Below are 23,545 nucleotides of genomic sequence, written 5' to 3' on the forward strand. Positions count from 1 at the left end.
CGATCTCGCCACGCGGCTGAGGGACGGCCGGCTCAAGCCGGTCGTCGGTGCTGTGCGTCCGCTCGCCGAAGCACCCTCCGCCTTCGCCCCCGGCCGGCGCACCCCTGGCAAGACGATCATCCGCGTCACGGAAGACTGAATCAGGAACCCCATCGCGATCGGAACGCGAACCGCCGCCGGCCTCCTGGTTGTCGCCACGCCGACCGCGCCTCGAGGCCGACGGGCCAGGCATCGCAGCCCGGGACACGCAGCGGCGGCACCGCTCCGCCCAACACGCGCCCTCTGCCCGAACACCCGCGACCGGCCACTGCGAGGCACTCGAAGAGCGCGGCGCAGGCCGGACAAACGGATCGAAGGAATCATGACCGAGGCGATCACGCGCGTGCCCGACGGACACGTGAGCGATGAGGACTTCAACGCCGCCGCGACCGTGCTCACCGCGGACCAGGTCTTGGCAATCGCCTGGCTGGCCACCGTGATGAACGCCTTCAACCGCGTCGCGATCACCAGCCGCTACCCCGTCGGCAACTGACCTCCGCGGCGACACCGCCGGTGTTATGGGCCGACGAAGCCTCCACCATCGTGATGACGAAGGGCGCAGTCGGCCGGGCAGCTTGCGCGAGCTGGGCGATGCCGCGAGACGGAAGGCAGTCCACAACCGCCCAGCCGGTCGCACGACCGGCTCGGCACGGTCATCGGGACTCTTCGGCGGGCCGGGTCGAGTCGACGTTCCGTCTCCCCGCGCGGCCCGCGAGCCAGACGGCGACCTGCTGCCTGAACGGGTGGTCGTCATGGAGGCCGTCGTGAAGCACGATCCGCTCCATGTGCCGCAGGACGTGCTCCGAGCGGTCCGGGTGGCCCACCGCGAGTACGTCGACACCGAGCTCGCCTGTCGAGGCAACGATGTACACGCCGCTGTCGAGAGCCATCATGCCGAAGCCCGGGTGGCCCGCGTGCACGCCGAGGAACGCTGACGCCGCGCCCCGGCCCATGATGTCCCAGCGCCGCAGAAGCCGGACCCGGGTCCAGACCGCCGGCGCGTCGTTGCCGCTGTGCATGTGTTGCAGCACGTTCCGGTGTGTCCGGGTGCCCTGTGGAAGCTTGACGAGGAACTCGCGCCGTCGGTCGAAAAGACCCGAGGAGACGGCAAGGTCGTACCAGTCCGCGTTGAGCCGCTCGACGAGCCGCGGAGTGCCGTACGGGTGAGAGAAGCTTCCGACCACGTCCTCGACAGCGTATCCGCCGACGAACGGCATCGTGCCGGGCGGCACAGCGTTCGGGATCACCTCGAGCCCGGCCCGCCACAGCGGCCGGTACACCTTGCGCTCGCGCTCCTGAGTACCCATCACTCACCGTTCTAGCAGGATCGACGTGCCACGAAGCCCCCGGCCTCCTGCTTCCGCCTTCCGCCTTCCGCCTTCCGCCTTCCGCCTTCCGCCTTCCGCCTTCCGCGAGCTTCTGGGCAGGCGGTGACGACCGACGTTCGGCTCGGCGATCCGGTCACCTCGCCTCATGACCACATCGACAACTCGGGAAGGAAGCGGTCGCCGGACAGGTCCTAGAAGACGTGGAGGAAGCATCCGATCGCGACTGCTGCGGTGGCTGCGATCGATGTCAGCCGGACAAGGATCTTCTGATAGTTCACAACGACCTCCTCAGGACTCGTACAACGTGCGCAGGACGGCGCAGCACCGCAGAACCATCACGGAGCCGGCCGGGGCGATTGCCGGTTCGCGGGGACGACGACGCGCGACACCACCCCGGCCGGCTGGGTCGAGCGGCTCACAGGCCGCCCATGCGTATGAGCCACCAGTCCGGGTTGTAAGCGCCGCTCACCGTGCCGTGCGGCACGGCCGGTCGCTCTTCCACCGTGTCCTCCAGCCGGATGGGCTTGGGCAGCTCGGAGAAGCGCAGGCTGCGCTGTCGCCGCGCCGGGTCGGCGGTGGTGTTGTGACTGAGCGCGATAGTTGGCCCGTCTGGCCAAGTAAGTGCTCAGATCCGCGCCCACGAGTCAGCCGCCGTGGAGACCTCACTCGTCGCGCCGGCCGTCACTGCTGCTTGCCCGCGCTGGAGTGGAGCACAGCCACAGCAATCTTCCACACGCAGTCCAGTAGGCCCACCGCAGCAGCCGGTCCTGCTCGTGGAGTCCGTAGGCGAAGCGAATATCGCCAGAGGCAGCTGTGGGAGCCGCCAACGTGCTGGGCAGACTGACAACGAGCACCCGCCCCTCGCCCCAGACGGGCGCCTCGTCGTCGGAAAACGCCTCCGCGAACTCGTCGGCGTGCGAGGCGAAGAAGCTCCGGAACGCCTCCGCTCCCTCCTGCAGCGCCTGGTGGCGCGCTGTGTCGGCGGCGGCCGCCTCGCACATGAGCGCCTTCATTGACGTACCGCGCTCCTTGGCGATCTGCCGCAGGCCCTCCAGCTTGCGATCACTGAACTCCACGTTGAGGGCTGGCATGTCCTTCGCGATACCGCTCGGGTACTGGCCTGTAAGTGTCCCCAGGTCAGTGCGGTACCCGAGCGGTGCCTCAGGCGTGCCGGACGGTCACCCCTGATCGGCCGCGAAGGAGGCCATGCGGGCGAGGGCCGCGTTCCAGTTGATCGCGGTCTCGTTGGTTGACCAGGACTGGATGTCGTCGATGTAGCAGAACTGGCCGACGCAGCCCGTGAGCTTGGACTGGGCGTACGGGTCCTGGATGCTCGAGTTGGGACCGCCGGCGAGGGTGCCGGACGGCGGGTTCGGCAGGGTGGGGTCGAGCTCGTGGGCGTACCAGCGGCTGTGCTGGTTGTGGGAGCTGACCTCGCCGTAGCCGGTGACGTAGGACATGTTCAGGGCATTGCGCCCGAGGACGTAGTCCATGCCCTGCAACGCCCCATCGCGGTACTTGGCGACGCCGGTGAGGTCGTATGCACTGGCGAGGACCACGCCGTTGTTGAGGACCTGATGGCTGGAGCCCCAGTCGTAGCGGTTACCGGCGGGGGCGTACGGCATGCCGTAGGGGTGGGCGGTCAGTGTGGCGAGGTAGGTGTCGGCGGCCTTGATCACCGAGCGGCGCACCTGGTCGCGGCCGGGCAGCCGGCTGGGCACGAGGGCGAGGTCGAGCCGGCCGGCGGCGGCCGTGTGACCCCAGTCGAAGCCGGTCGGGCCGAAGATGTCGGCGGTGTGCACCGGGGAGTCGAGCACGTGGTCGGCGAACTGCCGCTCCCCCGTGGTCAGGTAGAGCTCGGCCGCGGCCCAGTAGAACTCGTCGGTGACGTCGTCGTCGTTGTAGGCGCCGCCTCCGGTGCCGTCATTGGGGTCGGCGAGGAGGTCGGGGTGGGCGAGAGCGGCCTGCCAGGCCGTGCGGGCGGCCGTCAGCGCCCGCGCGGCGAACACCTTGTCGAAGGGCCGGTACAGCCGGGCGGCCTGGGCGGCCGTCGCGGCCAGGTTGAGGGTCGCCGCGGTGGTCGGCGGGTGCAGCTCCCGCTTCTGCGGGTCCTGGCCGGGCAGCAGGGGCAGACCGGTCCACTGCTCGTCGTGGAGCTTGTGGTGGGCCATCCCGGCCAGCGGCTGCCCGGCGGGCACCTGCATCTTCAGCAGGAACTCCAGCTCCCAGCGGGCCTCGTCGAGGACGTCCGGCACCTTGTTGCCACTCTCGGGCAGCGCCAGGGTGCCGTCGCCGAGGGCGGCCGGGTGGCCGGTGCGGGCCATCAGCGACCGCTCGTAGGTGCTCAGCAGCTCCCAGGTGGCGATGCCGCCGTTCACGACGTACTTGCCGTGGTCGCCTGCGTCGTACCAGCCGCCGGTGACGTCGAGGGTGTAGTCGCACACGCCCGGCTGGCAGGGGACGTTCGCGTCGCCCTGGTTGGGGGCGACGTTCAGGTGGCCGGCCGCGCGGCCGTAGCGGGGCCGCAGGTCGTCGCGGATCGCGATGCCGCTGCGCTGCGTGTAGTAGTACTTCACGGAGTCCAGCCGCAGGCGGCGGTAGGCCGCCGCGTCGATGTCGAACGGGTGGCTGGTCTCGCCGTCGGCGACGAGGGTGTAGCCGGTGCCGTGCCCGCGGTAGGGGCCGAAGTCGATCGAGTGGACGTTCTGCCCGGAGGAGGCGTCCACGCCGCGCGGCACGGTGAGGCCCCGGGCGACCGTCGTGCCCTGGGCGTTCCTCAGCTGCCAAGGCAGCCGGGCGGTGGCGTCGGTGACGAGGGTGGCGTTCTTCGGCCCGGCAGGCAGGTAGGCGACCTGGTTGACGCGCACCCGGGGTCCGGTGTCCGGCTCGTAGACCTCCGGGGGCACCCCGCCGAGCAGGGAGACGTCGTCCACGCAGAACCGCCAGGCGTCGGCGCTGCCGCCGACCTGGAAGGCGACCTGCCCCTGGGTGGTGTCGACGGGCGCGGTGAAGGTGTAGGAGTACGAACCGTCGGCCTCGGTGAGCACCGGGCTCGCCTCCTGCCAGGTGTCGTACGGCGACACGGCCAAGCCCACGACCGCCCGCACGACGTGCCCCTCGGGGATGCCGGAGGCGTGGAAGGAGAACCGGTACGTCTCCCCCTTCACCAGTGTGATGTCGTTCTGCCCGATCGCGGAGTCCCAGCGGTTGGCGGTGCCGCCGGGCACGTCCGCGCACAGCAGGCCGTCGCTCAGGCCCGCGGTGACGTTGCTGGTCCACCAAGGGTCGCTGGTGGTATCGAAGGTGCCGTTCCTGACCTGCTCGACCTCCTCGGCACCGGCCTGCTGTACGGGCAGCGCGGTCAGCGCCGTGCCCAGCAGGGCGGTGAGGGTCAACACGGCGGTTGTGCGTCGTTTCACGTCTGGGCTCCTCGGGACGTGCGGGGGCGCCAGGGGACGTGGGAGCGCTCCCAGAACTCGGACGCCAGACATGCTTGCTGCGCGCATGACACCCCGTCAACGGTCCGGACGCGACGGATTTGTGCCTAGTGAAGCCTTCCAGGATCGTCGCAGGCGGTTCCCCTCCAGCCGACCTCTGCGGGCCAGCTATCGCGCTCAGGTGCCCGCTAGCGTGCTCAAGGGCCAACCACGGCGCTCAGTCACAGGTGCTGTGACTGAGCGTCGTAGTAGGCGCCGCTCGCCAACTCAAACGCTCAGCCCGTCTGCGGTCAGACAGCGTCGCCCCGTTTCCGCGGTGAACCTCAACGGCCGAGGCTCACCGCTGCGGGTAGGGGAGCCACAAGTAGCCCGGTCGGAAGGGGACCCACGCCGGGCCCAGGGAGAGACGGGTACGGAGGTGATCGGCGAGGACAAGTCCGGGCAGGGTGCCCTCGGCGAGTTCCTCCGACCAATCAGCGGCCAAGTCGTCGACGTGGAGGAAACCCTCTGGGTCCCACCCCACCATGGCGGCAACGTAGCCCTCGAAACGTTCGAGCAGCCCGTAGAGGCCACGGCCCAGCTCCATCAGCTCAGATTCGGTGAGGTCGAACCGCGGCAGACTGCCGTCGGCCGCCACGCCATATCCGACAGCCACCGGTAGCACGCTGAGCTGCGTGTTCGTTCCCGAGACCGACAGCATGGGCCGGTGCAGTGGGATCCGGAACGCACCCGCGCGAAGCGTGGACGGCCACGGCTCGCTGAACGCAGCCGCCCGGGCCGCCTTGGCGTCGTCACCGAAGTCCACCACCAATTCGAAGCACACCGCCACGATTCGCCCCACCGTCCTCGCCCCATTCTGGGCGGCTACCTGCCAGATACCGCGCTCACGGTGCCAACTGAGTTGCTCGAGTGCCAACTGGGGCGCTCAGTCACATCAGGTGTGTTCGTGTTCCATTTCAGCGTCTCCTTTTCGCGGTGTTCGCGCCGCGTTCGATGACCTCTTCCGGCGGAGGGGCCGGTGGCCGAACAGCGTTCGCGCCGGGTGTCCTGCCCGGCAGGAACGGCAGGTGCGGGGCCTGTGGCAGCGGTCAGGCGACGGCTGCCCGACGCCGCACCAAGCGGGGGCGCAGGCCCAGCAGGATCCCGGCGGCGATGGCCCACAGGGCCAGGGTGAGTACGGGGCCGCCGAGGTGCGAGCCGTTGTAGTAGCCGAGATCGGCGATGCCGCGGACAGCCGCTCCTGGCGGCAGCAGGGCGGAGACCGCCCGGGCCCCGGAGGGCAGCAGGTCGGCTCCGATGACCGCGCCGCTCGTGGCGTTGCCGACGGTCAGCAGCAGCAGTGTGGTGATCGGCAGCCCGATCGGCCCCAGGAAGGCGCCCAGCAGCTTGGTCGTGAACGCCGTGGCGGCGGCCAGGAGGGCCAGGAGGAAGGCCAGCGGCACGAGCGGGGCCGGAGCAGCGCCCAGGACGGGCCCGACGACGATCGCTCCCACGGTGCCGATGGCGGCGGAGGTTCCGACGAGCAGGAAATACCGGTGACGCAGACGCATGACGCCGGCCAGACCCAGAGCGTTGGAACCCAGAACGAAACCGGCCAGGCTCACGCCGAAGGCCACGTAGAAGCCGGCCAGGCCGCGGGCGTCGTGCTCGGCCAGAGGGACGACGTCCGTGGTGGTCACGTGCGCGCCGGCACCCCGGGCGTAGGCATCGACGAGTTGACTCACGGCCGAAGTGGTGGACACACCGGCGGCGCCGGCGATCTGCAGGTCCAGGTGGCCGGGAGCTGCGGCACCGAGTACTGCCACGACGTCGTGCCGTTCCAGCGCGTGCCGTGCCGTCATGGCGTCCGCAGCGGGGTGGACCTCGACGGCGTCACCCAGGGCCCGCTGTATCTCGCCCGGCAGGCTCGGACCGGTGACGGCGATGGGCACCCGGTGGGGCTGCGGGTCACGCTGGAGGCCGACGTAGCACGTGATGAAGGCGGCCACGACGACGAGGGAGATCAGTACCGGCTGGAGCCATGACTTCACGGGCGGCCGGTGGGCGCCCTGGCTCGGCTTGGAGGTCTGTTCTGCCGACGCGGGGCGCGCCCGCTCACGCTCGGCGGCCGATCCGGTGGAGAGAGTCATGACACAACCTTTTGACGGGGATTCTCCAGAGGGAGAAGGGGTCGGGAGGGCCCCTGCCTGCAATACGAGCATATGCTCCTACATTGGAGATGGCAAGACCGCCCCTCCCCCGGATGCCCCGCCGGAGCCTTCCACCCGCTGGCGGATGTTGTGGGCCTTGGGCTGTCCCCCCGCCGACCGGCGTCCGTAGTGGGTCAGCGTCGCGGTCTGGGGCGGGCAACGAGTACGGACACGTCGTCGTGGTCGTCCGGATCACGCAATGTTCCCAGGAGACGGTCGCAGGTCTCTTCCGGGGAAAGGTCGTGGCCGTCGAGTACGCGGAGGAGGAGGTCAAGGCGTTCGTCGATGGCGTCGCGGCGTGTTTCGACCAAGCCGTCGGTGTAGAGGACCAGTTGATCTCCGGCGCGAAGCGGGACAGTGGTCGTTTCGAAGGGGACGCCGCCGACGCCCAGGGGTGGTCCGGATGGCAGGTCGAGCAGTTCGGGGGGCCCGCCCGCAGGTGTCAGTGCGGGGGGCAGGTGTCCGGCTGCGGCGATGCGGCACCGGTCGCCGTGCGGGTCGTATTCGGCGTAGATGCAGGTGGCGATGTAGGGGTCCAGACCGGCGGTGATCTTGTCGAGGCGTTGCAGCACCTCGGCGGGCGCGAGGTCGAGATCGGCCAGGGTCGCGGTGGCGGTGCGCAGGCGGCCCATGGTGGCGGCCGCGTCGATGCCGCTGCCCATCACGTCACCCACGACGAGCGCGGTCTTGTCCTCCGCGAGGGGGATGACGTCGAACCAGTCGCCGCCGACCTCGGTGGAGGTTCCGGCAGGTTGGTAACGGGTGGCGATCTCCAGGCTCTCGGGTGGCGTCGGGTGGGGCAGCAGGCTGCGCTGGAGCGTCACCGCGGTGTTGCGGACGCTTTGGTACAGGCGTGCGTTGTCGAGGGACATCGCGGTCCGACTGGCGAGCTCACCGGCCAGGGTGACATCGTCCGCGTTGAAGGGCAGCTGATTGCGGCCGCGCATCAGCCCCAGGACGCCGAGTGCCCGGCCCTGGGTGGCCAGCGGTATCGCGAGATAGGAATGGATGCCGACACTGGCCAGGACCGCAGCGGCTGCGGTGTCCCGGGCGATGCGCGCCAGATCCCACTCGTCCACGCGCGTCACCATGACCGGCTGACCGGTCCGCACACATCGGGTGGGCAGCTGGTCGGCGTCATAGCTGACCAGCTGGCCGACCGTGCCGGCGGCGCCGGCGGCGTCGGCCAGATAGGCGGCTTTCACGGCGAGGGTGCGAAAGAGCGCCGGGCCGCTGTCGGGGGGCGCGGGGCGGCGGTCGTCCATGGCGGAGTCGAGTACGTCCACGACCGCGACGTCGGCGAGCTCGGGCACCGCGACATCCGCGAGCTCGCGGGCGGTGCGTTCCATGTCCAGGGTGGTACCGATGCGTGCGGAGCCCTCGGCGACCTGGGCCAGGCGCTGCCGTGCCTGGGCCGCCGCCGTGATGGCGCCGTGCCGATCGGTGACGTCCAGCACCGACATGGCGACACCGAGCACCTGACCGTTGTGGCCCTCCAACCGGTAGACGGAGACGGACCAGGCATGATCGTTGTCAGGGTCGGCCGGGGTGCGGCCGATGGTGTACTTGTCGACCTGAGGGCGTCCGGTCTCGAGCACTTCCCTGACCGCCGCCTCGGACGCGTCGACACTGGCGGAGGGCAGGACCTCGCGGAAGCCCCGGCCGAGGTGTTCCCGGGCCGGCAGGCCGTGTATCCGTTCCATCGCCGGATTGACGGCCACATAGCGCAGATCGGTGTCCAGAACCTCGAGCGCGACCGGCGACTGGGCGATCAACTGCGTGGACAACGCCAGGTCCTGCTCCGCCTTGCGCAGTGTCGACGCATCGGTGGCGATGCCCAGGGCGTAGAAGTCACCCTGCTTGTCCGGCAGACGGTTGCAGTGGAATTCAACCAGCCGCGTACTGCCGTCCTTGTTCCGGACGGGAATGATTCCGGCCCAGCTCTGGCCGGTCTCCATCATCTGCTCGCACTTGCCGGCCACCATGTCCATGTGCGAGGCATGGGCCAGGACACGAGCCGCGTGCAGGCCCAGCACTTCCTGCGCGGAGTAGCCGAACAGCTCTTCGGCCTGCGGGCCCCACAGCACGATCCGCCCGGCCGTGTCCAGCGCCACCACCGCCACGCCGAGCGCATCCAGCATCCCGCTCGGCAGCTCCAGCCGGAGGTCGGACGAGTCACCGTCCGCACTGAAAGATGCCGCTTCACTCATCCCAGGTGTTCCTTCCACCTGCCAGGGCGGAGCGCGCCCGGCGCAGGCCCCCGAGCTGCGGTGTTGAGACGCTTTTCGTGCCTTTCCGGTACCTCTCCATAGTCTCCTGAGACGACCGGCGGCGCACAGCGCCGGTCGAGGACGCATGGTCGCCGGGTATGAGTGACTGCGGTACGGGAGTGGACGCGCTGCCCGGCGCGAACGCCGTGGGTTCCGTCCGTGACCGCGGACAAGGGCGGCGGCTTCCCCTCCGATCCGCGGTCCGGGCGTGCCGCTGCCGGCCACCGGGAGAGGAGGATGGCTCCTCTCCCGCGGACGACGGATCACCCGGCGGAGCCGGAGCCGCCCCGTGTGCCGGCCGGAGCACGGTCAGCCGCGATGGGTCTCCAGCAGCCGCAGCCATACCTCACCGAGGGTGGGGAAGGCGGGGACGGCGTGCCAGAGCCGGTCGAGGGGCACCTCGCCGACGACGGCGACGGTGGCCGAATGCACCAGCTCGCCGACGCCGGGGCCTGCGAAGGTGACACCCACCACGGTGTTGCGGTCGGTATCGATGAGCATGCGGGCCCGTCCGCGGTAGTCCTCACCGTACTGGTGAGCGCCGGCGACGCGGGCGAGGTCGTAGTCGACGATCTCGATGCGGCGCCCGCTGTGCTCGACCTCGCGGCTGGTCAGGCCGACGGAGGCGACCTCGGGGGTGGTGAAGACGACCTGGGGGACGGCCGCATGGTCGGCGGTGGCGGCATGCGCGCCCCAGAGGGTGTCGTCGATGGGCTCGTTCTTGGCGCGGGCGCCGATGACGGCGCCGGCGATCCGGGCCTGGTACTTGCCCTGATGCGTCATCAGGGCGCGGCGGTTGACGTCGCCGACGGCGTAGAGCCAACCGCCGTCGACGCCGGTGACCTGGAAGGTGTCGTCGACGGTGAGCCAGTCGCCGGGAGTGAGACCGACGGTCTCGAGGCCGAGGTCGCGGGTCTGCGGTGCGCGACCGGTGGCCAGCAGGATCTCGTCCGCGCCCAGTTCCCCGCCGTCGGAGAGGGTGATCCGCACCTCTCCGCCCTCGCGCGCCAGGGAGGTGACGGTGGTGTTGAAGCGGATGTCCACGCCTGCTTCGCGCAGTCCGTCGGTGACCAGTTCGCCGGCGAACGGTTCCATCCGTTCCAGGAGTCCGTTCTCGAGGACGAGCATGGTGACCTGGGAGCCGAGGGCCTGCCAGGCGGTGGCCATCTCGACGGCGACCACACCGCCTCCGACGACGGCGAGGCGGTCGGGCACCTTGCCGGCGCTGGTGGCTTCGCGGCTGGTCCAGGGACGGACGGTGTCGAGTCCGGGGATGGGGGGCAGGGCGGCGCGGGTACCGGTGGAGACGGCGACGGCGTGCCGGGCGGTCAGGGCGACGGTGTCGCCCTCGGGGGTCCGGACGGCCACCTGCTTGGGGCCGGTGAGCCGGCCGTGGCCGCGGATGAGGTCGACGGAGACCGAATCCAGCCAGTCGACCTGGTCCTCGTCCTTCCAGTACGAGGACATCTTGTCGCGGTGTGCGAGGACTGCCTCGACGTCCAGCGGGCCGGCCACCGCCGGGCTGAGTCCGGGTATGCGGCGCGCGTCGGCACGTGCCACCACCGGCCGCAGCAGCGCCTTGCTCGGGTCACAGGCCCAGAACGAGCACTCCCCGCCGAGCAGTTCGCGCTCCACGATCACGGTGCTGAGACCCGCGGCGCGGGCGCGTTCGGCCACGTTCTCACCGACCGGCCCTGCGCCGATGACGACCACGTCGTAGGTGCGGGTTGTCTCGTTCATCACTGCTTGGTCCATCACTGCTTGGATCCTCATTGCTTGGTTCTCATCGCTCGGTTCTCATCGCGTCGGTGATTCGGCCGGACGGCTTCGGCGTCCGGCCGAATCACCGACCGCGATTGCCGGTCCCCGCCGCCGGACGGCCCGGGCTGCCGCACCGCATGGGCCGCTGGGTCGGACCGGCTGCCATCCGGACCGGAAACGGCACGTTGTATCCCTTGGAGGGTGGCTGTGGCTGGTGGCGGGGTCAGCGGCCGGGGAGGCGCTGCGAGACCTCCTGGAGCACCCAGCCGTTGCCGTCCGGGTCGCTGAAGGTTGCGAAGGAGCCGTAGGAGGCGCGCTCGGGGTGCAGGCCGGCCAGCCGCTCCTGGCCGGGGACGCGGTGGGTGACGTCTGCGCCCTCGTGGCCGTGGAAGAGGCCGCCCGCGTCGTGGAAGATCTCGCCGACCTCGATGCCGCGGCCGACGAGGCTCGCGCGGGCCTCTTCGATGTCGGAGACGATGAGGTACAGGCCCTGGAACGAGCCGGGTGCGATGGATGTCATCCCTTCGCCGAAGCTGATCGAGCACTCGGAGCCGGGCGGGGTGAAGTGCACGACCCGGACGTCCTCACTCGCCACGTAGTCGACGTCCAGGCGGAATCCGGCCTTCTCGTAGAAGGCCTTGGCCCGGTCGACGTCGGAGACGGGCAGCACGATCATCTCGAGTTTCAGGTTCATGGGGGGTGTCCTTGTTTCTTGACGCCGGTGGATTACGCCCGAGGCGTCACCGGTTCAACGGGGAGTGGTCGCAGCCGGGGCGTCTTCGCGCCCTGCCGTCACTGCGGTGCGGGCTTACCCGGATCAGCGATCCACATAAACGTACCACCGATCCGGATATATGGACCACCGATCCGGAAAATCGAGTGGCCGGAGGCGGGGCGACGCCGGAAGGGATCGCGACCGCTTCCTCGCGGTCGCGGGCACCGCAGCCACCGGGCAGGGCGTCAGGACGTCACTGCGCGGCACCTCCGAGGCCGGAGGACAGGACGAAGGCCGGGATCGTCGCCCCCGAGGGCGGTGGCCGGGCCCACCCGCCGACGGACGAGCCCGACACGGTCGGCGAGCCGAAGTCGCCCGCGATCAGGTGGACTCGAAGCGGATCGCCGTGCGCGCGGTGCGGACATGCGGCGCGCGGCCCGGTCGCCGACCAGCATCCAGGTCCGCGCCGACGACCCGATGCGGCCGCCTGGCCGCGAGGGCCGCCCCCGCCCACGTTCGCATGCAGGCCGACAGCCCCATCCCGCACGGCGCCTCGTTCACCGAGCACGGGCGCGTCGACAAGGCCGGCCCTACGCCCGCCCCGGCCGACCTGGACGTCGTCGAGGGCAACGACCTCCAGGACGAGAACGCGGCCCGCCCGTCCCCGCGGAAGGACAGGCACACCGACTCCACGGGGCGCCACCGGTTGGATTTCGCGGGCGGCGGGCCGGCCCAGGGGCCGCAACCCCTCTTGATCCGGACGGGCCCTCACCGGACGAGGACGCGGCAGAGCGCAGGACCGCCCGCCAGGAGCCGGTCAGGGCGCGATCAGCCGGTACGCCCGTCGTCGGCCATCCCCCGACGGTCGCGGTCCACTACCGGTGCCCTTGACCGCGCCGGCGAACTCGGCGTCGATCCGCAACTGCCGGGCGCGCGGCCGAGTTCGCCAGGTCCGCGGGCGCGACGACGTCAGCCGCGGGGGCGAGGGCCGCGCCCTCCCTCGGCATCGCCGCTCGCCGTGCTGTTCAGGATCGCGCTTGCGACAACATCGAAGAGGTGATCGGCGCGCGGCGCGAGCGAGGGCTGATCTCCGAGCCAGGCAAGGGCCGTCACGAGCGCGAACAAATCGGTGCCATCGATGTCGGCCCGCGCCACACCCGCGGCCTGGGCACGGGTGAGGAGTCTCGCACCGGCCGCGCGCAGCGTGACGCACGAAGCGTGGAGTGCCGACTCGGTGTCCTCGATGGCGGCCGCCATGAGCACGATCGCGCCTCGGTACTCGGTGGTCCACGCGACACAGTCGCGCAGCCACGAAGCGAGTGCGTCGCCGGGCGAGCCGGAGGTTTCGAGGGCGCCCGCCTTGGCGGTCAGCTCGTCGAAGCTCGTACGGAGCAGGGCATCGAGCAGCGCCTCGCGCGTCGAGAAATGACGCAGCAGTGTCGCGAGTCCGACATCGGCCCTGCGTGCGATGTCGCGCAGTGACACGTCGACACCCTGCTCGGCGATGGCGGCACCCGCTACTGCGAGCAGGTGCTCGCGGTTCTTCCTGGCGTCGGCGCGCATCTGTCCCCCTTGACTATCCGGATCAGTGGTCCATATATTCGGATCAGCGGTCCGTTTATGTGGATCGCCGATCCGAATAAGCCTATCCCTCAGCATGGGCAGGAGAGAACACGATGCCGACACACACGATGAAGGCGGTCCGGCTCCACGAGCACGGCGGCCCTGAAGTGCTCCGTTACGACGAGGTGCCGATCCCCGTGCCGGGGCCGGGCGAGGTGCTCGTCCGCGTGCACGCGGTCGGCGTCAACCCGCCGGACTGGTACCTGCGCGACGGGATGTCCAACCTGCCTCCGCACGTGAGGCCGAAGTTCAGCCTGCCCGTGATCCCGGGGACCGACCTGTCGGGCGTCGTCGAGGCGGTCGCCGCGGATGTGGACGGCCTGTCCGTCGGCGACGAGGTCTTCGGCCTCCTTCGCTTCCCCGGCTTCGACGGCAGCACCTACGCCGAGTACGTGGCCGCGCCCGCGTCGGACCTCGCGGTCAAGCCGGCCGGCATCGATCACGTGCACGCCGCCGGAGCGCCCATGGCCGGGCTCACCGCATGGCAGTTCCTGATCGACCTCGGACACGATCACCCGTCGCCCTTCCAGGCTGCGCAGCATCGCCCGGTGCCGCTCGACGCCGACACGACGGTGCTCATCAACGGCGCCGCGGGCGGTGTGGGGCACCTCGCCCTGCAGCTGGCGAAATGGAAGGGCGCACGTGTCATCGCCGTGGCGTCGGGCGAGCATGAACTCTTCCTGAGCAAGCTGGGCGCCGACGAGTTCATCGACTACACCACGAGCCGCCCCGAGGAACTCGCACACGACGTCGACCTCGTGCTCGACACCGTCGGCGGCCCCGACAGCAGGCGATTCCTGCGCACGATCAAACGCGGCGGCTCCCAGTTCCCCGTGTTCTTCGGTGAGTTCGACGAAGAAGAGACCGCGAGACTGGGCATCACCGTCACGGGCACCCAGGTCCGCTCGGACGCCGCGCAGCTCGCCGAACTGGGACGCCTGCTCGACGCGGGCACAGTCCGCGTCGCCATCGACAGCACGTTCGCGCTCGCCGATGCCCGGGCCGCGCACGAACGTGCCGCCCGAGGACACATCCAGGGCAAGATCGTACTCACCGTCGTCCAGGAACAAGCCTCTTCACCGACGCGGCCGCGGTAACCACGACACTGTGCCGGTCCACGGAGTCCGGCCGCCAGGACGCCGCGCCGGGCGACAGCGAGATCGACGGCATCGAGGTACGCCGCCTGCGGTGGAACCCGCCGGCCCGGGCGTACCTCACCCACCCAGAGGACGCGCGTCCCTGACCTGCCGCCCCGGCGGCACCTGGACCGCACCCCGCCCACGTCACCCCGAAGGCCGTGAGCAAGAGCCGGGGCCATCGGCCTGCCGCCCGGTACCGGGGAAACCCGGCCGGACGGCGCGCCGGGCCCGGCAGTCGACGGGCGCATCCGGGACGCCCGCGCCCGGACAGGAGTGAGCGAGGGGCGCCAGGCGGCGCTACCTGGTGCAGCCGCGTCGCCGGCGCGGCCCGTCGCGCAAGCGGACGGATGCTCCTGATTCCTGGTAGAGCACCTCGCCGAGAACCAAAAGGAAAAGACATACGAGATAGCACATACCTAACTGCACGGGCGCTTTATATGAGCATCTTGCAAGAAAGGGACGGAATATGGTGTGGAGGATCATTTGGGCCTGTGCTCGATGATTGCCATGGAGTGACAGATGGACACCTGGGACGAACTCCTTCGATGGCCCACCCCGTCAGCCCTGCTGGCGCTGGATGGCACCATCCGCTCTCTCAACGCCCCGATGGCCGCGTCGCTGGGCAGGCTCACGGAGCAGTGCGTAGGCCACGGCTTTCCCGGTTTGCTGCCCGAATCGCAGCGGGCCTCGGCCGAGAGCCTGCTGACCCACGGGGCCACGACGCAAACCGTCGCGATGCGCGTGCTGATGTTCTCGGCGCTGGCCAGTGCGTCCGTACTCAGCCTCATCGAGGCCCGCCCGGTGAACAATCCCACGAGTCGCGAGCGGCTGGTGTGGGTGCACTCGGTGGACGCGCACAACGACCCGGGCGGACTGCTGGTTCCGTTCCAGCTGGCGGCCGCCGCCGCGGAACTCGGCGTGTGGATGTACGCACGCCACGGGCGCCGTCTGCAGTGGCTGGGTGGCGCACCCGCCCTGGCCGCGCTGTTCCCGGATGACTCTGCGTCCTTGTCCCAGGCCGTTCGGCGAGTTCACCCGGATGACCGGGAGGCCCTGAGGCGGCTCGTGTGCTCACCCGCCGCCCGGTCCCCCTGGACCAGCCTGAGGTTTCGTACCGAGAGCGACGAGTGGCACCACCTGGCCTGCCAGAAACGTCGCCTCCAGCTCGGCTACGGCGGCCCTGAGCAAATCTTCGGAATACTCCGTGACGACACCCGGCAGGAGGCGAGCCGGCGAAAAGCACAGGCCACGCTGGTTGCCGAGCGCCAGCGTGCCGATGAGATCGCCGCCTTCTCCGCCGCCCTGATCAGCTCCGCCACCGAGCAGGAACTGCAGCAGGTCGTCCTGACACGGGTCGCAGCGACGTTCGGCGCCACGGCTGCCGTACTCGCACTCTTCGACAACGACACCGGGCTCCTGCACGCCTCTTCCGATGCGCAGGGCGACCCGCGACAGACGAACGCCATGGACGGACTGTCTCTCGATGAATCGCTGCCCATGACCTGCGCGATCCGGACAGGCATGCCGTACTTCATCCCCAACCACGAAGAACTCATACGCCGCTGGCCGCAGACAGCCGGCGTTCCGTGGCTCGACTCCTTCATCGGCATATCGGTTGCCCCCCTCAGTCCGATCGGCGATCAACCGCTCGGGGCCTGGGCGCTGTTCTATGACAGTGAGCACCACACGTCCCCGGACGAGCGTGCCCTCATGAGTACTCTGGCCGACCTGGCAGGCCAGGCACTCAGGCGCATCCGATTGCAGCAGGCCCGCGTCGATCTGGCCGACGCGATGCAGCAGAGCATGCTGCCGACACTGCCCGAGCACCTCCCGGGCCTCGAGGTTGCCGCCCGCTACCGGCCCAGCCGAGACGGGCTCGACATCGGCGGCGACTGGTACGACGCCTTCGTGATGCCCGACGGTGCGGTGGCAGTGGAGATCGGCGACAGCCAAGGTCATGACGTGGAGGCCGCCGCCTTCATGGGACAGGTGCGAACCTCCATCCGCGCGATCGCCTCTCACGAAGCGGAGCCGGCGACCGTGCTGACGCGCGCCAACGAACTGCTTGTCACGATGGACGCGACACGATTCGCCAGCTGCACGATGCTGCACATCGATCCACACGACGGGCGGGTCACCGGCGCCAGCGCAGGACATGTGCCGTTGTTGTGCGCACGCGCGGACGGCAGCAGCTACATCCGCGAGCTGCCGGGCGGTCCGGTGCTGGGTGTCCTCTCCGGCACCGACTACATCGAGGAAACCTTCACTTTGGAGGCGGGCACCGCCCTCGTCATGGTTACCGATGGTGTGGTCGAAGGGCCGGGGCTCACGCTGGACGCCGGACTGGAGCGGGTCGCGACACTGGCCGCCCAAGCCGTCCACGACAGACTGAACGCCGAGGCGGTCGCCGACCGGATCCTCGACGCGGCGGTGGCAGTGGACCACCTCGACGACGTGGCCGTCCTGGTGATCAGGCGCCTTTGACGGCACTTCGCCTCGTGCCGCACGATCGGCGTGGAGGAGACCGGTCGGCGGACGACAGCCGGCCGGGTCGGCCACTGCGCTGCCGTCGGCAGACCACCCTTACGGGCAAGGATCATCCGCGTGTGGGGATGCGGAGGGCAGCTCCGCGCGGGCAGCGTATCGACCACTGAGCCGCACAAGTCCTCCAGCGGCCGGCCAGCGGGACCGTATGGCCAGTGAATGTGTTAGAGCTACCCGGATCGGCGGCGGACTGCTGAGAGAAGGCGCCGTGTGCCGACCACGTGCCCGCCCGTCCCGATGAGCAGCCGCCGGTAGAGGCCGCCGGCCAGACCGGGAAAAGCGGCCCGGCTTTCGGCCCGTAGCCGTGATCTCCCCGGACCCATGTGATCGATACGGAAGATCAGGGCGTAGGACGAAAAACGATGGCGTCCCTGGAGGACCAGCTCTCGTCCCGGGTCCGCGGCGACCACTCGCCAACCGGGGAACGTCGAGCCTTCGGCAAGAGGACGTGGCCCGGACACCGAGCGGTCGGCGCATCCCACCAGCCTCGTGCAGGTGGCCCATCCGGGGCGCGAGAAGGACCGGTCCAGTGTCGCGACCAGCGCGCGCCAGACCTCGTCGGTCTCCGCGGTGATGGCCGTCGCGTGCTCGTCCAGGTACGGCAGCGAAGAGATACGCATCAAAGCCTCCGTGAGGTTCAAGGCCACCGAGAACGGTGGTGGGCCAGAGTTCACGGCCAGGGCGGCCGCCGTCGGGCAGAAGAGCACAGTCCACGGGCCCGGCTGACGGTCCTGGACCCGCATGTGGGCGAGAGGAAGGACCGACTCGGCACTCATTCGGAGAGTTCGGCCCGCCACTGCCGTGGCCACGCACCGGACGGGGGCGCAGCTCCCGCGATGCCGAGGTCACCCCGTGCGCTCTCGTAGAAGGCATCACGCGCCGCGCTCGCCAGCCGATGGGCCCTGGTCCACATCTCTTCGTCCAGCGGCCCTTCACGTACGAGCAGCTCTATGGTCCAGATCGTCTCGTGCCAGCGCCGCGCCGCGGCGATCGTCGCCGCGTCCCCGACGAGCAGGACCGACTCCCACTCCGTCGTACGACGCGACTCCGCATCGGCAAGCAGCGACAGGCCCTCGGCCGGCTGCAGCGGATCGGCCACGTCCGCGAATCCGAGCCCGGCACCGATGCGGTGGGCGACGCGAAGTTGTGCCTTGAGGACACTGGCGTACCGGCCGTACGTCTCGAAGCGCTTCTCGTCCCACCGCTCCTGGCGCTGTCGCTTCCACCGCCGACTCTCGGTCAGGCTCTGCACGGCATACGAACCGAGCGAACCGACCACAACGCCTATCAGAGCAGGCAGTTGATCCAAGAGCACCACAGTTCCTCCCGACCGGTCCCCTGATACCGCACGCTCGTCGCTCCACGACCGGGAAGCCCTACCCACCTTCGCCACGGCGCACGTGTGCCCGGCCGGATGAGGAACCGGCAGTGCGATGCTGTCGATCGCGGCGCCGGCGATGCGGTTCCCGGTCTTCGTGTCGACCCCCGCCTTGGCGAGCGCCTCGAGCCCGCGATGCGTGGTGAGGATCAGCCCGCCGAGCACCTCGGCGTCGGCGGCCGGATCCAGGTGCCCGGCGCGCTGCGCCTGCGCGAACACCCGCCGTCAGGCCGCAAGGCCCGCACCGCCCCTGCTCAGCCGCCTGGCTCCGGTCCGTGTCCGGCACACGCTCGTCGAGAGCGTGCCGAAGCTGCGGTCCCACCCCTCCCGGTCCACAGCCGCCAAGGCCTGCGGTGCGATGCGACTGGTTCAGTCGGCCCGGTAGCGGGAGGCGAGTTCGGGGCTCTGTCCGCCGAAGGCGGCGAGGTCGGCCTGAAAGACGGCGTCGAGGAGGCCGGCGTCTTCGACACCGGGGGCGCAGACGACCTCGCCGAGCTCAAGGCCGCGCAGCCCGGCGGTGACGACGTCCTCGGCGGACATGCGAGGCACGATGCTCATGTCGATTCCCTGGCGCGTGTGGAATTCGGTGGCGACGACGCCGGGGCACAGCACCTGGACCTGGACGCCGGTGTCCGCCAGCTCGGCGCTGAGGGTCTGGGACATGGCGACGAGGTAGGCCAGCGAGCCCGCGTAGACGGCGCGGCGGGGCATGACGGACGTGTCGGCGGGGCCACTGAACGCGATCATCCCGGCCACGTTGACGATCTTCCCGTGGGCGCGTTCCTGCATGCCGACGACGGCGGCGCGGGTGAGCAAGGTGGGGGCGACGACCTTGACGTGGACGAGTTCGCGGGCCTTGTCGGCTGGCAGCTGGGCAAGCGGCATGTAGTGGGCGACACCGGCGTTGTTGACGAGCGTGGTCAGCGGCTCGTCGGCGCAGATCTCGGCTACGGTGTCGGCCCCGAGGTCGGTGGACAGGTCGGCGGCGACGGTGCGGACCTTGACGCCGGGATGGCTGGCGGCGAACTCCTCGAGGCGGTCCTTGTCGCGGCCGACGATGATCAGGTCGTGGCCGTTCGCGGCGAGGCGTTCGGCGAATGCCTTGCCGATGCCGGAGGTGGCGCCGGTGACGAGGGCGAGCTTGCTCATGAGAGCTGTTCCTTTCGGGGGTGAGTGTGTTCGGCGCGGTTCTGTCTCGGCGACGGCCTCGGGCCGGCCGGCAGCGAGGCGGTGCTCGCCGACGGTGCAGCCCCTGCGGCCCGGCTACCCGGCGAGGAGCCGGTGGCCGGCCGGCCCTGCCGCGTCGACGGCGGGCCGGGTGCCCCGCAGAACCGGCTCGAGGTTTTCCTTCTCGTATTTCGAGGTGATCCGGGCGATGCGCCGGAGGCCGTCGGTGCCGCGCTCCGCCTGGTACTGCGAGCGGCAGGCGGAGGTCTGACCCGTCTCCACCCTGGCGCGTCCAACGCCTCCACATCACCCTTCGCACACAGCTCGGCGAGCCGCACGGCGTTATCGGGCAGGCCGCTGCCGTGGTTGACGACGACCGTCCCGCGACGCGGTCCTTCGAGCAGTCGGTCGGCCGGCCCAAGGGCGTCGTCATCCGCGCGCACGCACAGGCAGACGTCGTCGCAGGCAGTAGCCGGCTCACCGGCCGTGTCGTGCGTTCGTGGCTCTGTCATGCCTCCACGGTCGGCGGGAAACGGACGATCAGGCAGTAGTCCCGATTTCATAGGAACGCCAGTACCAGGACAGGCGAACGTCCCTCTTGCCACAATCAAGGGCATGGCGACCACGGAACTCGGGGCGGCCCTGCGTCACTGGCGCGATCGCGTCTCGCCCCAGGCGGTCGGTCTGTCCACGGGCGGACGCAGGCGCGCCGCCGGGCTGCGCCGTGAGGAGCTGTCCCAGCTGGCCGGCGTCTCCGCCGACTACATCGTGCGGCTGGAACAGGGACGCGCCACCAGGCCCTCACCTCAGATCGTCGAGGCTCTGGCCCGCGCCCTGCGACTCACCCAGGGCGAACGAGACCACCTCTTCCGTCTGGCCGGCCACGTCCCACCGGGCCCCGGCACGGTGCCGCGGCACATCACTCCCGGTGTCCACCGCATGCTGGACCGTCTGGCCGGCACGCCCGTCGCCGTCTTCGACGCCGCCTGGAACCAATTGCTCGCCAACCCCCTCCACACGGCGCTCATGGGGGAATGGCACGGCAATGACCTCAACGGGGTCTGGCGCAACTTCCTCACCCCTGACAGCCGGGTACGCCACACCCCGGAGTCCAAAGGCGCACTGCAGGCAGCGCTCGTGGCCGACCTGCGCCGCACCTCCGGCCGCTACCCCGGCGATGCGAACCTGCAGTCCCTCATCGCCGAACTGCGCCGTCGCAGCGGCCACTTCAACGACCTGTGGGAATCGGGCGCCGTCGGCGAGCACGAAGCCGGCCGCAAGACCGTCGACCATCCCCATGTCGGCGCACTGACCCTGGACTGCGACGTCCTCAGCGCCGCCGGCAGCGACCTGCGCATCATGGTCTACACAGCCCAGCCCGGGACCGAAGACGCCGACCGCCTGGCGCTCCTTTCCGTGATCGGGACGCAGTTGCTCACCGGCTGACCGATCGAGGCCGGGGAGGTGAGCCGGATCCCGGAGCGCACGATGGGGTCAGGCGGTCAGCCTCCGGCGACCAGTTGCCCGTCGATCCTGCCCTCGTCGTCCGCGCGCGCCAGCAGGTCCACGATCACCGAGCGGTCGGTGTCGTTCCTCCAGACGACGGCAGCGCCGAATGGCGGCAGCACGCCGTGGACCGTGCCGAGCACCTCCTGGGTCTGGCGGTTGACGGCCTGGAAGTCCCCCCGGGTCACCGTCCCTGAATCGCTGACCGAGACGGTCACCGTCTCGCCGGGAAGCGCGACGACCCTGTCGCAGAACTTGAAGGGGCCGGGCCGGACGGTACACGTGTACGGGGCGCTGTCGGCGGAGGGTGCCATCGCGCCCTGCCGTGGGCCGGCGGAGACCGCAGACGCTTCCTGGGCCGAGGCCGCTCCTCCCAGCGGAACGGCGAGCGCGACGCAGGCGATGGCACACACCCATCGGCCGCGTCGCGTGCTGGGCGAGGACGGGGTTCCGCCTTGCCGGGCCGCGCGGTCGGCGCTTCCGGGACCGGCGCCGTCGGCGCTCTGTACGACGGCAGGGGCCACTGCTGCTGGAGCGGTGGACGGCTTCATGTTCTGATCACCTCGCGCACACGCCTCGATGCCGTCGCCGTGGTGCCGCGGGAGTGTTGTCGCTGGGCACAGCACGGCCGTGGGACATTCGGTGAGTCGAGCTGGAATCGCCTGGTCATGCCGACGCCCGCGTCGCGGCATGACCGCCGCAAGCGAAATGGGAGCGGCCGGCGCGTCGCCGACGCCGTTACGGCGGACATCACGCATCTTTGTACGATTTTCGTGCCGGTGTGCGGCACCCGCAACCGCAGCACTTCAGGCGACGAAGAGGCCCGGGTCATCGTCATGAGCGGTGCGTAGCCGCAATCGGCTTCGCAACCCGTGGTGCGCCAGGTCGTCCGGCACACCGGAGAACGAGGCTCGCGGGAGACCGGTATCAGGCCCGTCATGAACGGCGGGTCAGGCGAGCTGTGCGAGCCGCTGCCGGGAGCCGACCGGGCACCGGCCCACCGGTGGTGCGGGCAAGACCTCGGGGGCAGCCAGTTCGTATGTGACGTCGGGTCAGCCGGTTGACGTCGCTCGTCCCGATGCGGCGCGGGGAGGCGATGCCGGACGCTGCGACCGGTTCAGGCACGCCTGCGCGACGCACGCGACACCCTCATCGAGAGCCTGCGCGGGGGCGGTCGAGAGTGGGATCGTCCGGGCCGGCAGTGACCCGGACAGTCACGGCAGTGCGAGGCTGGCCCATGCGGTGGTGGTGCGGTGAGTGCCCGATGCGGTGGTGCTGGAACGGACGATGTCCAGGCCGCGGCCGCTGGTGCTGTCCTCGGGTGGGGTCGTACGGGTGTCCGGCTGTTTCCAGTTGCCGCGGTCTCGGACTGCGATGTGCAGGGTGTGCTCGCGCAGGTCCAGGTCCAGGTCCAGGATCAGAGCCAGGTCTTCGCTTCCGCTGTGGATCACGGCGTTGGTCGCCGGCTCGCTGACGACGAGGGCCAGGGTGTCCTCGATGTCGGCGGGCAGTTGCCATAGGCGGGCTGCGCCGCGTGCCACGGCACGTAGGACCGACAGGCTCTCCGGGCATGCTGCCGCGCTGCGGAACACCGACTTGAGGTGATCGGGAGCCGACCGGGGAACGAAGTGCCGTGCTGAGAGGTTCTGGGTCATGGTGATGGCTCTTTGCGCTGTGGGGGAATGGGGCGTGCGACGGTGGCCATGCCCAGGCCGGCGTCGGATGCGGGGAGGAGGTGGCCCCTCCCGGCTGGCCGACTCGGTCTAGCCGAACATTCCGGGCTCGTAGCCACCGGCGGGCTGCTGGTTGATGACGTTGATGCGGTTGTAGGCGTTGATGATCGCGATGAGAGAGATCAGCGCGACCAGTTGTTCCTCCTCGTAGTGCTGGACGGCGTTCGCCCAGACGTCGTCAGGGACGCCACCGGCGGCGTCGGCGATCCGGGTGCCCTGCTCGGTGAGTTCCAGGGCGGCGCGTTCGGCGTCGGTGAAGACAGTGGCTTCCCGCCATGTCGCGATCAGGTTGAGGCGCTGCGCGCTCTCGCCCGCGGCGGCGGCGTCCTTGGTGTGCATGTCGGTGCAGAACCCGCAGCCGTTGATCTGGCTCGCGCGGGTCTTCACCAGTTCCTGCGTCAGTTGCGGTACCCCGGCATCGGATGCTGCCTTGGCAGCGGAGTTGATGTGCTTGAGGATTTTGCCCGCGAGGGGGTGGGTGAAGTAGTTCAGACGGGGTTCCACTGCGGTCTCCATGCTTGGCTTGGTCGTACTGGACGCTTGCGTATGTCTGACCGGGCACCCGCGGCGGATGTGACAGAAGCGAGGGACAGGCTGCGTCGGGTCACGCGGGTGCGTTCGGGTGCGTGATGGAAAGCCGGCGGGGATGGCTGGAGCGGCGGTTGCGTGGTTCTCCAGCGGCTGGGAGTCCGGGGCCTCGGTCGACTGCCCGAGGA

The 23,545-nt window shown here is 70.1% G+C and carries 19 protein-coding genes and 3 pseudogenes; 5 read left to right on the forward strand and 17 right to left on the reverse strand.

The window, feature by feature from the left end:
• Positions 1-139 (forward strand): annotated as a pseudogene (locus ACZ60B_RS30105) (NADP-dependent oxidoreductase); the annotation flags it as partial.
• A 222-nt stretch (positions 140-361) separates the two neighbouring features.
• The gene (locus ACZ60B_RS30110; RefSeq protein ID WP_469392423.1) at positions 362-532 is read left to right on the forward strand and encodes a carboxymuconolactone decarboxylase family protein; all 171 of its coding nucleotides are present in this window, start codon (positions 362-364) and stop codon (positions 530-532) included.
• Between the two features lie 160 nt (positions 533-692).
• Here ACZ60B_RS30110 and ACZ60B_RS30115 read toward each other — a convergent pair whose 3' ends face one another.
• The 9 genes and pseudogenes from ACZ60B_RS30115 to ACZ60B_RS30155 form a co-directional block, all read right to left on the reverse strand.
• Complete coding sequence (locus tag ACZ60B_RS30115; protein WP_469392425.1) at positions 693-1,346, reverse strand: hypothetical protein; 654 nt, start codon at positions 1,344-1,346, stop codon at positions 693-695.
• Positions 1,347-2,221: 875 nt separating this feature from the next.
• Positions 2,222-2,458, reverse strand: a pseudogene (locus tag ACZ60B_RS30120) (hypothetical protein); the annotation flags it as partial.
• A gap of 87 nt (positions 2,459-2,545) precedes the next feature.
• Positions 2,546-4,786: a glycoside hydrolase family 9 protein gene (locus tag ACZ60B_RS30125; RefSeq protein WP_469392427.1), complete on the reverse strand. Its 2,241-nt coding sequence runs from the start codon at positions 4,784-4,786 to the stop codon at positions 2,546-2,548.
• 355 nt (positions 4,787-5,141) lie between these two features.
• Positions 5,142-5,720, reverse strand: coding sequence for a hypothetical protein (locus ACZ60B_RS30130; protein ID WP_469392429.1), 579 nt, complete (start codon positions 5,718-5,720; stop codon positions 5,142-5,144).
• Positions 5,721-5,892: 172 nt separating this feature from the next.
• A complete protein-coding gene (locus ACZ60B_RS30135) occupies positions 5,893-6,933 on the reverse strand; it encodes a hypothetical protein (RefSeq protein ID WP_469392431.1) in 1,041 nt (346 codons plus the stop codon).
• Between the two features lie 194 nt (positions 6,934-7,127).
• Entirely contained in the window at positions 7,128-9,203 is a 2,076-nt protein-coding gene (locus tag ACZ60B_RS30140) for a SpoIIE family protein phosphatase (protein ID WP_469392433.1), read from the reverse strand.
• Between the two features lie 369 nt (positions 9,204-9,572).
• Positions 9,573-11,003 (reverse strand): dihydrolipoyl dehydrogenase family protein, encoded by a 1,431-nt coding sequence (locus ACZ60B_RS30145; protein WP_469392435.1) that lies wholly within the window; start codon positions 11,001-11,003, stop codon positions 9,573-9,575.
• Positions 11,004-11,247: 244 nt separating this feature from the next.
• Positions 11,248-11,718: a VOC family protein gene (locus tag ACZ60B_RS30150; protein WP_469392437.1), complete on the reverse strand. Its 471-nt coding sequence runs from the start codon at positions 11,716-11,718 to the stop codon at positions 11,248-11,250.
• Between the two features lie 990 nt (positions 11,719-12,708).
• Positions 12,709-13,302, reverse strand: a complete 594-nt coding sequence (locus ACZ60B_RS30155; protein ID WP_469392439.1) for a TetR/AcrR family transcriptional regulator — start codon at positions 13,300-13,302, stop codon at positions 12,709-12,711.
• 113 nt (positions 13,303-13,415) lie between these two features.
• Between ACZ60B_RS30155 and ACZ60B_RS30160 the strand changes: the two genes are divergently transcribed.
• Complete coding sequence (locus tag ACZ60B_RS30160; protein ID WP_469392441.1) at positions 13,416-14,459, forward strand: NADP-dependent oxidoreductase; 1,044 nt, start codon at positions 13,416-13,418, stop codon at positions 14,457-14,459.
• A gap of 561 nt (positions 14,460-15,020) precedes the next feature.
• Positions 15,021-16,985 (forward strand): PP2C family protein-serine/threonine phosphatase, encoded by a 1,965-nt coding sequence (locus tag ACZ60B_RS30165; RefSeq protein ID WP_469392443.1) that lies wholly within the window; start codon positions 15,021-15,023, stop codon positions 16,983-16,985.
• A gap of 230 nt (positions 16,986-17,215) precedes the next feature.
• Here the strand turns inward: ACZ60B_RS30165 and ACZ60B_RS30170 are convergent, their stop codons facing one another.
• From ACZ60B_RS30170 to ACZ60B_RS30190, 5 genes and pseudogenes are all read right to left on the reverse strand, one after another.
• Entirely contained in the window at positions 17,216-17,788 is a 573-nt protein-coding gene (locus tag ACZ60B_RS30170) for a hypothetical protein (RefSeq protein ID WP_469392445.1), read from the reverse strand.
• A gap of 29 nt (positions 17,789-17,817) precedes the next feature.
• On the reverse strand, positions 17,818-18,642 hold the full coding sequence (locus ACZ60B_RS30175; RefSeq protein WP_469392447.1) for a hypothetical protein: 825 nt from the start codon (positions 18,640-18,642) through the stop codon (positions 17,818-17,820).
• 150 nt (positions 18,643-18,792) lie between these two features.
• The gene (locus ACZ60B_RS30180; protein ID WP_469392449.1) at positions 18,793-19,572 is read right to left on the reverse strand and encodes an SDR family NAD(P)-dependent oxidoreductase; all 780 of its coding nucleotides are present in this window, start codon (positions 19,570-19,572) and stop codon (positions 18,793-18,795) included.
• Positions 19,573-19,686: 114 nt separating this feature from the next.
• Positions 19,687-19,872, reverse strand: a complete 186-nt coding sequence (locus ACZ60B_RS30185) for a hypothetical protein (protein ID WP_469392587.1) — start codon at positions 19,870-19,872, stop codon at positions 19,687-19,689.
• Positions 19,873-19,886: 14 nt separating this feature from the next.
• Positions 19,887-20,207: pseudogene (locus ACZ60B_RS30190) on the reverse strand (hypothetical protein); the annotation flags it as partial.
• Between ACZ60B_RS30190 and ACZ60B_RS30195 the strand changes: the two are divergent.
• Positions 20,206-21,036 (forward strand): helix-turn-helix transcriptional regulator, encoded by an 831-nt coding sequence (locus tag ACZ60B_RS30195; RefSeq protein ID WP_469392451.1) that lies wholly within the window; start codon positions 20,206-20,208, stop codon positions 21,034-21,036. The pseudogene ACZ60B_RS30190 and the gene ACZ60B_RS30195 overlap by 2 nt on opposite strands.
• 56 nt (positions 21,037-21,092) lie before the next feature.
• Here the strand turns inward: ACZ60B_RS30195 and ACZ60B_RS30200 are convergent, their stop codons facing one another.
• The 3 genes from ACZ60B_RS30200 to ACZ60B_RS30210 form a co-directional block, all read right to left on the reverse strand.
• The gene (locus tag ACZ60B_RS30200) at positions 21,093-21,410 is read right to left on the reverse strand and encodes a hypothetical protein (protein ID WP_469392453.1); all 318 of its coding nucleotides are present in this window, start codon (positions 21,408-21,410) and stop codon (positions 21,093-21,095) included.
• A 900-nt stretch (positions 21,411-22,310) separates the two neighbouring features.
• On the reverse strand, positions 22,311-22,751 hold the full coding sequence (locus ACZ60B_RS30205) for an ATP-binding protein (RefSeq protein WP_469392455.1): 441 nt from the start codon (positions 22,749-22,751) through the stop codon (positions 22,311-22,313).
• 108 nt (positions 22,752-22,859) lie between these two features.
• Entirely contained in the window at positions 22,860-23,333 is a 474-nt protein-coding gene (locus ACZ60B_RS30210; RefSeq protein WP_469392580.1) for a carboxymuconolactone decarboxylase family protein, read from the reverse strand.
• Positions 23,334-23,545 lie beyond the last annotated feature (212 nt).

It is taken from the genome of Streptomyces sp. NPDC104096 (genome assembly GCF_055584385.1).